Raw genomic sequence first — 14,317 nt, forward strand, 5'->3', positions numbered from 1 at the left:
GAGCCTTTAAGCCGATATTACGATTTATATTCTTGCACACCCATCTGCACAGTAATTGCCTCTCCCACATAGTTAGATCCAATCAGCCAATGCAATATTTGTCAGCCGTAATAAATACTAGTTTGTTAGAGCTGCATAATCTTCATCGCTTAGTTCGAGAGTGGCTGCACGCAGATTTTCTTCCAAGTGAGCAGGAGAAAGTGTCCCGGGAATTGGTAGAATTATAGGTGAACGTTGGAGTAGCCACTTTAATGCCACCTGCTGGGTTGGAACATCCAATTTGCGGGCGATATTTGCTACCTGTTGTTCTACCTTGGCAGTATCTCCAAACAAGCCACCCAAAGGAAACCAAGGAATGAAGACAATTTGGTGTTCGGTACAAAAATCCACAAGTGCTTCATGTTTGCGATTGACTACATTGTATTCGTTCTGGACGCTCACTATCGGTGCTACTTGCATAGCCTGTTGAAGCTGCTCAACCGTTACCTCAGACAAGCCGATGTGCCTAATAAGCCCCTCATCTTGGAAGCTTTTAAGTGCCTGCATCGTCACTTCCAGTGGAATATTAGCATCTACACGGTGGAGCTGATAAAGGTCAATTCTGTCTGTTTTGAGTCTCTTCAAACTTTCTTCCAACTCGCGTCGTAAATGTTGAGGGCTAGCATCATTCACACCACCTTTTGTGGCGACAACTAGGCCGTTGCCATATGGCGCAATTGCGTTTCCAATGCCTTCCTCGCTCTCTCCATCACCGTAGAAATGTGCTGTGTCAATAAAATTGATGCCGAGTTCTAGGGCTCGTTTAAGTAAATTGTGTGCATCAGGTGTGTTGGTAATGCGGTTAGTGCCCAAGCCAATTCGGTTGACAGTCAAATCACCTAGTGAAATGGTGCCCGCCTGTGCCGCAGAAATAGTTTCTGACATAATTCTCTCCCCTTAACCTTTTTTGAACATTGGTGCTGAAACACCATCGAACAAGACAGAACTGTTCTTTTCCGTCCTTTATATAATTAACAGATGTTGAATAATTAACAGCTGTTGGTTACTATTATAAAGAGCACAGGAAAAAACTCAATCGTTAAAATTTTAATTTTTGTTCATTAATAAACAAAAGTTTTGAATTTGTTAATTATCACAAAAAGGTGGTCATACGGAATGCCGAAAGTGGATAGAAGAATAATGAAGACCAGGGAGGCAATCAATAATGCTTTTATTCAATTGATGTCTGAACGGGATTTCAACAAAATTACTATCAATGATATCTCGGAGAGAGCCAATATTAATCGAGGAACAATTTATCTTCACTATACGGATAAATTTGATTTGCTAGACAAATGCATCGATGAACATTTAGGTAATATGTTAAATTTCTGTACTTCAACAAAAAAAGGGGAAGAAAGATTAAATATCTTTCATTCCCTACTGCCTATGTTTAAATATTTTGAAGAAAATTATTTACTTTCCTCCTCTATGCTATCTAATAAAGGTATATCTTGTTTTCATGATAAGATGATGCGAATGAGCATAAATGGAATTAACGAGCTAATTAATATGGGAAAGATTAATCAAGAATATAACAATGATGTTGACATTCAATTTATGGCATCTGCTTTTGTCGGAACAGTTGAGTGGTGGATTAAAAATGATATGCCACATTCTCCTCAATTTATGGCACAACAATTATGGAACATTTTTGAAAGAAATCAATTTTTCAATCCGTGAATGTCGAAGCCCGAACAGATGCAAATAAAAAAGATGACTCCAAACAGAAATCATCTTTTTATAGTGTTAATCAATACTTGCAGAATTTTGCAATGAAGTATATGACTCATACTACATAATTGGCAGTGCTCTAGGTAGTGGTATAGGAAGTATTCGTGGGCTAATTAGGATTTTATAGGAAGGTGTGTGGTTTCTATCCTCCTTATAGTAACTTTTTAAACATAGATTGAACAATGGACACCCTAGTGAAAAAACGCATTAAGATTATTCCTTCTTATTCAACAAACGGTGCTTATCTTGAATAAAGTTTTGCAAGGATCTTCTAGCCGAAGATCCTTTTTCAGTGCCTATAAGGGTGATTATGTAAACTCTTCTTGAAATAAAATAAGAGGGGGTTTTTAATCTAGCTTATTAAGCTAATGGGTGACATCAGTTCAAGAAGAAGCCCCCTTGTTCAACTAAAGGCAGGTTTGTTGAACAAGGAAATGATAAAGTGGAATTATATAGAAAAAACGGGAAGGTGTCCGATAAATGAAAAAAGTCTTTGCAATTATTTTCATTCTTTTGCTAACTGGGTGTAATTCAAATTGTGCAGTAGAAAATTTAAAAGAGGAATATCCCAAAACGGTAAAAGAAGTGGCTGAGAAACTACCTGGCAAAATTCAAGAAGAGTTAGCAGCACCGACAGAATTACCTTTTGCTGTTGAAAATGTGGTTTTACGTTTCACTGCGAACCCTCCAGGAGACCAAAAAGGAGATATTTTCGATACTGAATTTATGTATGGCGGCGAAGGTGTAAATCTTCATATCACTACTTATCACTATAAAAATACAACCTTTTCTTCTGATAATAAACAATTCAAGACAGTAAAATTAAAGAACGACATAAAGGCTCTTATAGAAGGCGATGACGAGAATACGAAAGAAATTCGTTGGAAAAAAGACGGACTTTATTATTCAATTATGCTTATTAAATCTCCAAAAATCGAGAAGAAATACACGATCGAAGATCTTATAAAGATTGCCGATTCGATGGAATATTAACGGATGATTGAATGTATGAAAATAACTAAAATCATACATTCAGAAAAACCCCATCTTCAACTAACTGGCAGTTTAATTGAACAAGGAAAATGGATAGCATTCTTTTTCTTATGCAACTAAAGGGACTTGTTAGTATGGCTATAAAATTTAATAAAGATATAGGAGTTTAATGATGTTTAAAATAAGTACATTTCTAGTAAAAACTAGTGAAGGTGAAGAGAGTTATATATCCTTAGATGATTCTTTAAAATTAAGAGAACTTTTTGAACATCGAAAATTTACTCCGGAGCATATTCAAATGCATGTAATGATTCAGTATAATGATCAAATTGTTGTAGGAAACGATATTCCTAGTGGGTTAGATTTATGGACTGATTATATAGTTGGTATAGAGCAATATTTAGAAGGAGAGAACGTTGAAATACCGTATGGTATCGAACCATATCTTATGAAGTTAATCTCAATAAACAGCAATTTATTGGAACTTTCTATTGAGAGGGAATGGGAACCTGTTGAGGTATTTGCACAAGCTGTATTACCTAAAAGAGAATTCTTAGAAGCCCTTTTAGATGGAGCAACACACTTTTGGAATACATTGAATGATTACAAGGTGTTTAAGGAAAAAAATACAAAGCACGCAACGCCTAAAGAATATCCAAAATTAATGATTGAAGAAATTGAAGAATTAAGGGAAAAGGTAAAAATCTTGTTGAACTAACGGAGTGCTTTAATTCAACAACGTGACCACCAAATTGGTGGTCTTTACAATGTACGAAAATATCTAAAATCATACATTCGGAAAAAACTTCTTCAACTAACAAAGCAGGTTTGTTCAACAAGAAATTACAATAGGTATTCACCTACTGTAAAATACAATCAGATGATTAATGTCCGTTAGTAGAAAAATGTGAAATAAAAATTGTTTATATTTGGGAGGGAATAAATGAAAAACTTTTTGAATGAAATTCGAAGACCAATCAATATACCGATATCAAGAAAATTTTTATATTCGACTTTAATATTTATCGCAGGGGTTATTTTAGGTGTAATTTCTAAGGTGCTTGATGAAACTGCCAGTAATTTATTACCATACTTTCTTGAAGTGTTGGATTTAAGTAACTTCTTTTCTCGTATGGGAGTTTGGATTTTCCTTGCGATGCTAATATCTGCGTATAGCAAATCACCTGTTAGGTCTGCCATAAATGTTTTTTTATTTTTTGGAGGCATGGTAGGTAGCTATTATCTTTATACTATTATGATAGCTGGTTTTTTTCCTAAATCATATATGATGATTTGGATTATCATGACTGTTATTTCGCCATTTTTGGCTTTTGTATGTTGGTATGCAAAAGGGAAAGGTATAATTGCTATTTGCATTTCATCAATAATATTTATGCTTATTTCAAGACAGGCTTTTGGGTTTGGAGTTTGGTATTTTTACATTAAATATAATCTGGAATTGTTACTTTGGATAGCCACGATTTTTGTTTTATATCAGTCTCCAAAGCAAATAATTAAGATGGTTACCATAGGATTGATTCTTCGCTTACTTACCGCTGAAATCAATTTATTTTGGGGAATGTTGTAGGTTTCTATCTACACATATTTCTTTTTATATATCAAAGATTGTGAAAAGTTATACTTAAAGTAACGGGGGCGATAGTGCCATAAAAAGGCTGCCAAATGATGGTCTTTTTAATGTGTGAAAATATACAAAATCATACATTCATAAAAACTCCTTCTTCTATTAGGGGGGGAAAGAACAGTAAATCGTTGACTGTTGCTAATTGTCTTGTGAAAGCTGGTACAACGAGAGGTTATGCCTATACCTCAAATATAATAACAACCAAGCATACATCCTTTACAAATAGGCAAATACCTACCCCTCATTGAATATGGACACATACACTATATTTGAAACAATTTGAGGAGGAGATATAAAATGGAAAGACAAAATGTTGGAAGTTATGGCTACGGCATGGGGTATGGTGGTTATCCATCTCAAGGCATGGGGTATGGTGGTTATCCATCTCAAGGCATGGGATATGGTGGTTATCCGTCTTATGGCATGGGGTATGGTGGTTATCCATCTCACGGCATGGGATATGGTGGTTATCCATCTCAAGGCATGGGGTATGGTGGTTATCCGTCTCATGGCATGGGGTATGGTGGTTATCCATCTCATGGCATGGGATATGGTGGTTATCCGTCTCACGACATGGGATATGGTGGACATTACTGAAATGGTTCTTGCTAGCCTCATTAAATAATAATACGGATTCATTACTTAAATCCCAGGAGCCGATCAACAGCTCCTTTTTTTATTATCTGGATGAACTAAGAGAAAAAACTATTTACATAAACATGGTCTTGATAGTCAGCAATCTTAATTTAATAACCATCTTTAATTTAAAGAAGGACGTCCTGTGACGGACGTCCTTTTGTTAATTATTATTAGCAGAAGCCCCCGTAACCGCCCCCGTAACCATAGCCGCCGCCGAATCCGCCGCCACCAACTCCGCCAAATCCACCACCACAACTACATCCAATAATGATTAAGAGGATAAACAATACAATTAACAAGGCAAATCCGCCACCAAATCCACGACCACCATCACATCCGCCATCTACACAACCTGACATATACAAACATCTCCTTTTGTATTAAAGGAGGCACTTACTACTTGCATGGGCTAATTCATAGTATGTTGAAAATAATGAAATGTCACAAATATACGCATGTTTATATGATGCTATGGGTGCTTTAGGTCCGGATGCGCACAAAGCAGCCGCTGAAAGCACTATGCAGTAAAGATGGAAATTTAATGTACGAAACTATACAAAATCATACATTCATAAAAACACCTTATTCAACTACGGGGCAGGTTACCTGAAGAAGGTTTTAAATAAAAAGGTGCATACTAATTGCGAAATGAGAATCGTGATAACATATATGGTCATCCTAAAAGAAGGAGGGATGATCTTGTTATTTCGGATATTATTACTGCTGATATTATTCAGTTTTGATTTATCTACTATTAGTGCAGAAGCTCCACTTACTGCTGCATTTATCCGTGATCACCAACTATGGATCAAAAAGGGAAATCAAGAAATACAACTTACAAAGAATCGATATGTGTATAATCAGAAATGGTCATATGACGGTCGACTTATTGGTTATATTGATGGTGATGAGAAGGGAGAAAAATCGGATTTATTCATTTACGATACAAAGGAAAAAGAAAGCTACCAACCTTATGTAAGGGTGGTAACATCTGACTTTAAATGGTCGCCGATAAATAATCAACTGGCTTACAATGATCAAGGTTTATTAAACGTTACGAAAACAAAGAACGGTCGCCCACAGGGTTTTGAAAATGTCTCACTTGGGGTTAGTGGTTTTGAATGGTTTCCGAACGGGAAAGAATTTATCGTTGCCTCACAATCCAGCTTACGTCCTACTGGATGGGGCCCAATCCCGCTTTATAGAATTCCAGTAGATGCAAAACTTGCTAAAGATAAAATGAAGCCTTTTTATACTATTCAAACTAAAGAACCTGATTTGTTTGGGATTGATGCCGATTATTTTAAGTGGAGTTCTGATGGGAAGTGGGTTAGCTTTTTAATTGTTCCTACAGCTTCTTGGTCAATGGATAGCAATACGTTATGTGTCCTATCATCACAAGGAAAACACTTTCAATCAGTGGGAAAAATGTTAGGGTATAAAGACTGGTTTAAGTGGGCTTCTCTAGCCAATCAATTGGCCTATATTTCAGGAGAAGGAAGATTTTTCGTTGAAAACAAGAAGATGACGATTGCCGAAATCCCAACATCTAAACAACAAAAGGAATACACACCTAAAGGATTTGTAGACCTCGATCTGGAATGGTTCTCTAAAGATTTGGTAATTGTGGCTCGTGCGAAAGAGAACAAGGAGTGGAAAGAAGGACCTGTACCAAATATGTTCACATCACTTTACGCTATAAACATAAGAACAGGAGAGCAAAAACAAATCTCGTTTCCAAGGAATAATGAACTTGACGAAGATCCTCAAGTAGTTAGATCTTATCTTACTTTGTTTCGAAGGAAGGCAGAGGATTTTCAGGGAGATGTATGGGTGAAAGATGGTATTAGTGGGCAAGAATATTTATGGATTAAGAACGTTGATTCAGCTCCAGTTTTTTATGATCCAAAATAAGGTCAAGAATTTGTTAATCGAAATTTTATTAAGCTACAATTGCGATTCTTCAAGGTGAAGTCTGTCCAGAGCGAGGTTGAATTCACCAATAAAAAACACCTTCATATTTAATTTTAGGTACGATACCCGAATTAAATATGAAGGTGTTTTTATATGTATCGTTTTATGGTCAGCCCTAAAGGGAGGACGTTTTGATTATATTAAAATTATTTGAAAGAACCTTCAAATACGATTTCTTCTAATGGGCGACGACCTGATGGTGTTTCACGATCTTGTAATTCTGGAGAAAGCATTTCTTTTTCACCTTTGTACCCGATTGCGATCGCTAATTGTACATCAAAGTTTTCAGGAATATTTAATGCTTCTTTTGCTACATCTTTGTATATACCGCTCATTGGGTGAGTGACTAACCCTTCTTTAGCTGCTTGTAATGAAAGGAATCCCCAAGCTGTGCCAGCATCGAATTCATTTGAACCTTTTGTATTATCAGAAACGACTAATACTAATACTGGTGCATTTTTAGCCCATACTAAGTTTCCTTCCATTAAGATTGGGTGGAATTTTTCACGGTCAGCTTCAGTTTTAGCGACGATGAAGCGCCAAGGTTGGTTATTACCTGAAGAAGGAGCCCAACGAGCTGCTTCGAATAGTCGATTTAATACGTCGTCTGCTACTGGTTTGTCAGCATAAGCACGTGGAGACCAACGATTTAAAAATAAGTCTGCAATTTCGTGTTCAGCTGTACGGAAATCTTTTGCTTGGAATGTCATAATAAAATCCTCCTAGTTGTATCAATTTACCTTTCTAATTTTAAATAATATCAAAAAGTTTGCAAGTAAACTGACTTACGAAAAGTAAGCGTGTGATTTATTCGTACGATGGATTAGTGAATTTAATCGAATTTAAAGTGAAAATGATAAAAACGTAGGGAATTATTGTTTGAAAATAATTCCTTTCAATATTCGTGTAAACTCTGTAGCACCAGGTGCCATCGATACACCAATGCTACGCGGTGCACTTGAACAATGTGTTCTAAATGAAGCGGAATACGCACCACAATTAAGTTTGTTAAATCGCTTTGGTCAAGCTAATGAAATTACGCAAGCGAGTCTTTGGATAGTATCTGACTTATCTTCTTATATTACAGGTACAACGATTCATGCATATGAGGTTATACTTCAAGGTAATTATAAAACGAATGCCGATTTATACAGTTTGTAGGAATCGGCTTTTTGTATGCTTTTATAAAACGTTTTACATTTACAGAGGATAGCTGTTAATTATGCTATTTCTATCGATAAGCGTGGGTGAGACTGGTTAAGATTAACAACCTCATTTAGATTCATTGCGGTGAACCGTATCATAAGTAAATGAGGTTTTACCAAGGTTTTGTTACAAAGGTAATTATTGAGTGATTACATAAAGCAATTTAGTTCTGTTTAAGAAAGACTTTCAGCGTTAGCAATTAGGTGAGTACAACTTTGCCAGATAAAAAGTCCAATTTCCAAAGAGCAGATAAAGGAAATTGGACTTCTTTTTAGTTGGTTAATCGAATACTTACATGTATAAGTAAACTTTATTTTATTCGTGAGAGAGTTTCTTAAAAGTGGAATAGCCACACAATAATTGGTCCTAAAAAGGTACCGATGATTGCACATAATGTCATCGCAACGGAACTCATCGAAAATGTGAGTTCACTGTATTCGGCAGCTTTTGAAGTTCCCATGGCATGTGCGTTACTTCCGAGGGCAATCCCTCTTCCAATCGGACTATGTACTTTCATAAATTTAAAGATAGTAGGAGCGATTATTGCACCAAATATCCCCGCAATCATAACACCGAAAATTGCCATAGAGGCATTTCCCCCCAGCCCTTCAGCAACTTCTATCGCAACAGGAGTAGTAAGAGATTTAGGGATAATGGAAAGAATTAATGTATGATTTATTCCTAGTAGCTTAGCTAGAAGGCCAACACTGACCATTCCAGAAATAGCGGCGATTAAAACTCCACCTACTATTGTAAATAAATAATTCATTAAAAAACGACGTTGTTTATACAAAGGATAAGCAAGTGCTACCACTGCTGGTCCTAAAAGGGAAGTCACCCATTGCCCACCTACCATATAATTATTGTACGGAATATGGAGCATTACAAGGATGATGATGATTACCGTCGTCGTAGTTAAAATGGGAAGTAAAAAAGGATAGGCATATCGTTTATACAATTTAGACATTGCTAAATAAACAACGACGGTTAATAGAATCATGCAGAATGCGAAGAAAACTTGTTGCATTCTTTATCAACCTTTCTTTTTTGTGCTTTTTTCTCAAAAAATTGACTTGCAGTTCCTGAAATTGCAATGGAAATGATGGTACTTAATAAAACCGTTATAACGAGCAATGCACCATGAATAGAAAGTAACGAAGGATAGTTCATGATTCCAACGGTTGTTGGAATAAACAATAACATTAATATACTTATCAAATAAGCTGCTCCACTTTCAATGAACTTTACTGGAACAATTTTTAAACACAGACAAATAAAAAGTAATAACAGTGCTATGATACTTCCCGGAATAGCGAGATGGAAAAAGTTATGAATCGTAGTTCCGATAAAGGAAAAGATATATAAAATAACAATTTGTAAAGAAATGGTGATGATTTTCATGTTGTGTTGTTCCTCTTTTAGGAAACAACGTCCCTTCTTTCTTTTAAAAATGAATATTTAGTACATCAGCTAGAGGATGAAATTGTAGATGTTTCTCTTCACTCTCACTCCTTAAGATTTGTTATGATTGTGCGATGTGAGATATCAAGATGGTTTAAAACAGCATCCGTTGTTTGACGTAAATTCCTTGCTTTTAGACCCTCAATAATTAATCGATGTTCGTATGAAACCTCATCTAAGTTTTTTCCAGCCTTTAATGCAACGAACCCATACCAATTAACATGGTCGGTAAGGTTTTGGATTAATTGATACAGCCGATGATTTTGACTTAGCTCAGCAAGGAACAAGTGAAAAGCTGAATCAGCATACATAAATTTTATAGGGTCTTTCTTAATGTCGGATAGTTGATTATCCATCTTCTCAATTTTCTCAATTGTTTCGTCATTAAGAAGAGGAATAAGTAGCTCGATGGCCAAAACTTCATTAGCCTTTCGCAGTTGAAAAATTTCATCCACATCTTGTCTATTAATGGTTTGGACCACAATACCTTTTCTAGGTATAGACTGAATCCACCCTTCTAGTTCTAGCTGTTGCAAAGCTAATTTTAATGGGGTACGGCTAATTCCAAGGCTTTCACTAAGTGAACGTTCATATAACATGGATCCAGGTTCGACTGTATGTTGAATAATGCCTTTCTTAATTTCATTATAAGCATGATCTTTAAATGACTGGGGTTGTTCTACCTTTAAGAAACTCATCAATTTTCATCCTTTATAAGCATAGTAGTTAAATTTTAAGGGATTATCAGTATTGTTAATAATCTACGAAAAAGGGAAAAGAAACAGTTGGTATCTGGTATACCAGATACCAATAAAAAAAGTATATCATTGGTTTCGTCTCTTTACAACCTTTGATAGAGGGCATAAGTTCTAAAAAACTAATTAATAAACCTCATTTAGACACATCACGGCGAACCATTCATATCTGGATAAAGTTATTCAACAATCGGGCGCTTTAATTGAACAAGCAGCAAAAAGGATCTTCCAGTCGAAGATCCTTTTGTCATTGCCGATAAGGGTGATTATGTAAACGCCTCTTAATAAAATAAGAGGCGTTTTTTAATCTAGCGTATTAAGCTAACGGAGCAGTTTAGTTAAACAAGAACCACTGATATAATAACTATAAAATTAGTTTGGAAAGGTAGGCTGTTATATTTGGAACAAGTAAATATATATAAAATTTCTTGGTACTTTATATTAATTCCGATGTTTCCGGGAATTATTCTTTTATTTCTATCTTTTGCTGATATAAAAGAAGTTCTTTCACATATCTTTACCTTTATATTTGGTGTATTATTCTCATTTGTTTTTTTAGGATTATCTATTTACCATTGGAGAAAAAGAAATGAAAATAAAGGATATTATTGGGATGATGAAGGGATTGTTATTGACCTACAAGGGAATAAGGTCTATTGGAATGAGATTGAAAGCATTAATTATTCTAATGTAAGAGGTTTTAAGTCTACCAATATTTATCCGCATTATACAAATCACGAAAAGATTAGAATCCGTCGTAAGAAATGGATGCCAACAACTGTACACTCAATTGATTGGTTTGTAATTGAAAAACCAAGGGAATTACATCAGAATTTAATGAAGTCTTGGGAAGAAAAAAGGCATTAACATAATATAATATCAAATTCCTTATTCAACTAACAGGTGCTTTAGTAAAAATTCGTTGAGCTGTTCATACAGCTCTTTTTTCTTATTCAATTAAAGGGGCAGAATAGTTCAAGAAAGATAACAAAAAATATTAGTGAATATGTTTGGCGTGAAAGGAAATGTAATGGATAAGGTAAAACTTTATTTAAAATATCGAAAGAAATCATATCTTTTAAATACTGCACTTTTTATTGCAGGTTTCATTGTTGTTCTCTTTATATTTGGACCTCCGAAGTATTATGTTGTCCCTATTTTATCAATGATAACGGCTTATGGTTTTTTAGAGTTTGTAGAATATAAACGTTGGAAAAAAGAAAATTATTGAGTTTAGCATCCTCAACTAAAGGGTGCTAAACTCAATAAGAAGTAAAGCTTTTTTCTTCTTCAACTAACGGAGCAGTTTAGTTGAATAAGCTGTAAACTGAACTTATTTATAAAATCTTTAGAAGTATATGCGGTTCCACGGGAATTGAGAAAGTGAAGAGCATAAGTGGAAAATAAAACTTATCACTATGTACTTTAAAAAGCTTAAGGATTCTTAAGTATTTTTCCTACTGTTTCTTTAGGTTTGAAATGTATTCTAAAGCCGTAGAAAAATTCAGACTTATGGAGTGGTAGTGTACATGAAAGCTTTCAGTTTTATTTTTCAATATTTATTAAATCCAAGGAAAATTGGTGCAGTCCTGCCAAGTTCAAATTATCTTGCGAAAAAAATGGTAGATAGTATTGATTTCCATAATGCAAAATACATCGTAGAATTGGGCCCAGGTACAGGAGTATTTACTGATAAGATTATTAAAAGCAGAATTCAACATACGGTTGTCATGTTGATTGAGAGTAATAAAGAATTTTGTACGTTATTAAAAGAAAAGTATAAAAACGAAAAGAATCTGATTATTATTAATGGTTCTGCTGAGGAAATCGACAAGTATACAAAGGACTTTAATATCCCATATATTGATTATGTAGTTTCTGGTCTTCCTTTTGCAAGTTTGCCAAAAAGTGTCTCAAGTTCTATTTTAATTAAAACCAAAAAGCTGTTAAGGAAAAATGGGACTTTTATTACTTTCCAATATACGCTATTTAAGAAAGGATTTATTAGTCACTATTTTAAGCATATTAATATAACACGTGAGTATAGAAATATGCCCCCAGCGTATGTATTCCGTTGTAGTAATTAATATGTGGGGAAATCTTATAGAAGGTGTGAATTGGTTTGAATGGAAAGGTATTAATTGTTGATGATGATCCCAGAAATTAGAAATCTAATTTCCATCTATTTAGAAAATGAAGGGCTAGAAATAATCAAGGCGAGCGACGCACTAGAAGCATTGGAATTATTGGAAGCCCATAATTTTGATTTGATTATTTTGGATATTATGATGCCTAAAATGGATGGAATCGAGGCATGTATGAAAATTAGGGAAGCACGTAATATGCCTATCATCATGCTATCCGCTAAATCCGAGGATATAGATAAAATTCAAGGTCTAGCTTCAGGTGCAGATGATTATCTAAGCAAACCGTTTAACCCATTAGAATTAATAGCCAGGGTAAAATCTCAACTCAGAAGGTATAAAAAATATAATATTGAAACAGAAAGTAATAAAAGTGTAATTACAATTGGTGATTTAACCATAAATACAGATACTCGCCAAGTATGGATTAAGAATAGCGAAGAAAGGCTTACACCAAAAGAATTTGATATCCTTGAACTTCTAGCTCGTAATAAGGGCATTGTACTAAGCGTTGAGAAAATATATGAAGCTGTTTGGAAGGAAAACTTCTTTAAGTCTGATAACGCTGTGATGGTTCATATTACAAAAATTAGATTCAAAATTGAAAATGATCCGAAAAACCCTATTTATATCAAAACCATTTGGGGAGTGGGGTATAAAATGTGAGGAGTAAAAAGCTAAGCGTTCAACTCCTTACAGCAATAGCTATCAGCTTTATCATCTCAGTCATAATTGTGAGTAACATTTTACTACGTGGCATGGAGTATTTTTTTGAAAACTCTAATTTTATTAGTGTGACGCTATATAATTTATTATTGATATCTGCCGTTATCTTAACTTTTATACTAAGTTTTTTAGTCATGATCCGAAAAAAAATAAAATACCTTCAACATATTACAGAGAGTGTTCAAACCATTGCAAATGGAAAGTTGGGTTATACTATTGAAATAAATGGTAATGATGAGCTGAGTCAACTTGCTGCGAATATTAACTATATGTCAAAAGAATTGGAAAATAAGTTCGAACATGAGAGACAAATAGAGAATGAGAAAAACGAACTGATTACAAATATTTCTCACGATTTGCGTACACCTTTAACGTCCATCATTGGATATGTAGATGTATTGAAAAGAAAAGAATATAGAGACGATGAACAATTATATGATTATCTGGAAATAATTTTTTCTAAATCACAAAGATTTAGAAAACTTATTGATGAACTGTTTGAATACACCAAACTTACAAGTCACGACCTAAAATTAAATTTTACTGAAGTTGAATTAGGCAGATTATTAGAACAAATAATAGGAGAATATATGCCGATTTTAGAAAAGGAAGGTCTGGATATTCAAAAATCAATAACTGAAGAAGATATATACGTATCGATGGATATTGAAAAAATGGTGCGTGTCTATGATAATCTTCTAATGAATGTCATAAAATACAGCATGGAACCCTCTATAATAAAAGTAGATCTTCATATAGTTGGCATAATAGCTATTTTGTCTATATCCAATCAAGTAGAGAACTTACCAGTACAAGACGTTAATAAATTATTTGAACGCTTTTATCGCGGGGATAAGTCAAGAAAGGAAGATGGAGGGTCTGGTGTTGGACTTGCCATCTCTAAAAGAATTATAGAGCTCCATGGTGGAACAATTGAGGCTGATTATAGAGAAGGCTGGTTAACCTTTACAATTGAATATATCATTAAAGAATAATGGCTT

The 14,317-nt window shown here is 34.5% G+C and carries 16 protein-coding genes and 2 pseudogenes; 12 read left to right on the forward strand and 6 right to left on the reverse strand.

The window, feature by feature from the left end:
* Positions 1 to 117 precede the first annotated feature (117 nt).
* Positions 118 to 924, reverse strand: a complete 807-nt coding sequence (locus tag JNUCC23_RS22770) for an aldo/keto reductase (RefSeq protein WP_454216268.1) — start codon at positions 922 to 924, stop codon at positions 118 to 120.
* 231 nt (positions 925 to 1,155) lie between these two features.
* Between JNUCC23_RS22770 and JNUCC23_RS22775 the strand changes: the two genes are divergently transcribed.
* The 5 genes from JNUCC23_RS22775 to JNUCC23_RS22795 all read left to right on the forward strand — a co-directional run bounded on the left by JNUCC23_RS22775 (position 1,156) and on the right by JNUCC23_RS22795 (position 5,008).
* Positions 1,156 to 1,722, forward strand: coding sequence for a TetR/AcrR family transcriptional regulator (locus JNUCC23_RS22775; RefSeq protein WP_454216270.1), 567 nt, complete (start codon positions 1,156 to 1,158; stop codon positions 1,720 to 1,722).
* A 531-nt stretch (positions 1,723 to 2,253) separates the two neighbouring features.
* The gene (locus tag JNUCC23_RS22780; RefSeq protein ID WP_454216272.1) at positions 2,254 to 2,766 is read left to right on the forward strand and encodes a hypothetical protein; all 513 of its coding nucleotides are present in this window, start codon (positions 2,254 to 2,256) and stop codon (positions 2,764 to 2,766) included.
* Positions 2,767 to 2,938: 172 nt separating this feature from the next.
* On the forward strand, positions 2,939 to 3,484 hold the full coding sequence (locus JNUCC23_RS22785) for a hypothetical protein (protein ID WP_454216274.1): 546 nt from the start codon (positions 2,939 to 2,941) through the stop codon (positions 3,482 to 3,484).
* Between the two features lie 225 nt (positions 3,485 to 3,709).
* Positions 3,710 to 4,354 (forward strand): hypothetical protein, encoded by a 645-nt coding sequence (locus JNUCC23_RS22790; RefSeq protein WP_454216276.1) that lies wholly within the window; start codon positions 3,710 to 3,712, stop codon positions 4,352 to 4,354.
* 354 nt (positions 4,355 to 4,708) lie between these two features.
* On the forward strand, positions 4,709 to 5,008 hold the full coding sequence (locus JNUCC23_RS22795; RefSeq protein WP_454216278.1) for a hypothetical protein: 300 nt from the start codon (positions 4,709 to 4,711) through the stop codon (positions 5,006 to 5,008).
* Positions 5,009 to 5,220: 212 nt separating this feature from the next.
* Here JNUCC23_RS22795 and JNUCC23_RS22800 read toward each other — a convergent pair whose 3' ends face one another.
* The gene (locus tag JNUCC23_RS22800; RefSeq protein WP_403077625.1) at positions 5,221 to 5,409 is read right to left on the reverse strand and encodes a YjcZ family sporulation protein; all 189 of its coding nucleotides are present in this window, start codon (positions 5,407 to 5,409) and stop codon (positions 5,221 to 5,223) included.
* A gap of 340 nt (positions 5,410 to 5,749) precedes the next feature.
* Here JNUCC23_RS22800 and JNUCC23_RS22805 point away from each other — a divergent pair, with 340 nt between their 5' ends.
* Positions 5,750 to 6,964 carry a translocation protein TolB gene (locus tag JNUCC23_RS22805; RefSeq protein ID WP_454216281.1) on the forward strand — a complete coding sequence of 405 codons (1,215 nt, stop codon included), beginning with the start codon at positions 5,750 to 5,752 and terminating at the stop codon, positions 6,962 to 6,964.
* Between the two features lie 206 nt (positions 6,965 to 7,170).
* Here JNUCC23_RS22805 and JNUCC23_RS22810 read toward each other — a convergent pair whose 3' ends face one another.
* Positions 7,171 to 7,734 (reverse strand): nitroreductase family protein, encoded by a 564-nt coding sequence (locus JNUCC23_RS22810; protein ID WP_049681096.1) that lies wholly within the window; start codon positions 7,732 to 7,734, stop codon positions 7,171 to 7,173.
* A 187-nt stretch (positions 7,735 to 7,921) separates the two neighbouring features.
* Here JNUCC23_RS22810 and JNUCC23_RS22815 point away from each other — a divergent pair.
* Positions 7,922 to 8,151: pseudogene (locus JNUCC23_RS22815) on the forward strand (SDR family oxidoreductase); the annotation flags it as partial.
* 413 nt (positions 8,152 to 8,564) lie between these two features.
* On the opposite strand, the gene JNUCC23_RS22820 reads toward JNUCC23_RS22815, so the two are convergent.
* The 3 genes from JNUCC23_RS22820 to JNUCC23_RS22830 all read right to left on the reverse strand — a co-directional run bounded on the left by JNUCC23_RS22820 (position 8,565) and on the right by JNUCC23_RS22830 (position 10,389).
* Positions 8,565 to 9,257, reverse strand: coding sequence for an LrgB family protein (locus tag JNUCC23_RS22820; protein WP_454216283.1), 693 nt, complete (start codon positions 9,255 to 9,257; stop codon positions 8,565 to 8,567).
* Complete coding sequence (locus JNUCC23_RS22825; RefSeq protein ID WP_454216285.1) at positions 9,227 to 9,631, reverse strand: CidA/LrgA family holin-like protein; 405 nt, start codon at positions 9,629 to 9,631, stop codon at positions 9,227 to 9,229. Before JNUCC23_RS22825 ends, JNUCC23_RS22820 begins: the two co-directional genes overlap by 31 nt.
* 104 nt (positions 9,632 to 9,735) lie before the next feature.
* Positions 9,736 to 10,389: a GntR family transcriptional regulator gene (locus JNUCC23_RS22830; RefSeq protein ID WP_454216287.1), complete on the reverse strand. Its 654-nt coding sequence runs from the start codon at positions 10,387 to 10,389 to the stop codon at positions 9,736 to 9,738.
* A 456-nt stretch (positions 10,390 to 10,845) separates the two neighbouring features.
* Here JNUCC23_RS22830 and JNUCC23_RS22835 point away from each other — a divergent pair, with 456 nt between their 5' ends.
* The 5 genes and pseudogenes from JNUCC23_RS22835 (at position 10,846) to JNUCC23_RS22855 (ending at position 14,311) form a co-directional block, all read left to right on the forward strand.
* Positions 10,846 to 11,313, forward strand: a complete 468-nt coding sequence (locus JNUCC23_RS22835; RefSeq protein WP_454216289.1) for a hypothetical protein — start codon at positions 10,846 to 10,848, stop codon at positions 11,311 to 11,313.
* Between the two features lie 163 nt (positions 11,314 to 11,476).
* The gene (locus JNUCC23_RS22840) at positions 11,477 to 11,677 is read left to right on the forward strand and encodes a hypothetical protein (protein ID WP_454216291.1); all 201 of its coding nucleotides are present in this window, start codon (positions 11,477 to 11,479) and stop codon (positions 11,675 to 11,677) included.
* 298 nt (positions 11,678 to 11,975) lie between these two features.
* Positions 11,976 to 12,533, forward strand: a complete 558-nt coding sequence (locus JNUCC23_RS22845) for a class I SAM-dependent methyltransferase (RefSeq protein WP_454216293.1) — start codon at positions 11,976 to 11,978, stop codon at positions 12,531 to 12,533.
* Positions 12,534 to 12,568: 35 nt separating this feature from the next.
* A pseudogene (locus JNUCC23_RS22850) lies at positions 12,569 to 13,256 on the forward strand (response regulator transcription factor).
* The gene (locus JNUCC23_RS22855; protein WP_454216295.1) at positions 13,253 to 14,311 is read left to right on the forward strand and encodes a HAMP domain-containing sensor histidine kinase; all 1,059 of its coding nucleotides are present in this window, start codon (positions 13,253 to 13,255) and stop codon (positions 14,309 to 14,311) included. The pseudogene JNUCC23_RS22850 and the gene JNUCC23_RS22855 overlap by 4 nt, the downstream one beginning before the upstream one ends.
* The last annotated feature ends 6 nt before the right edge of the window (positions 14,312 to 14,317 follow it).

The organism is Peribacillus sp. JNUCC 23 (assembly GCF_053653995.1).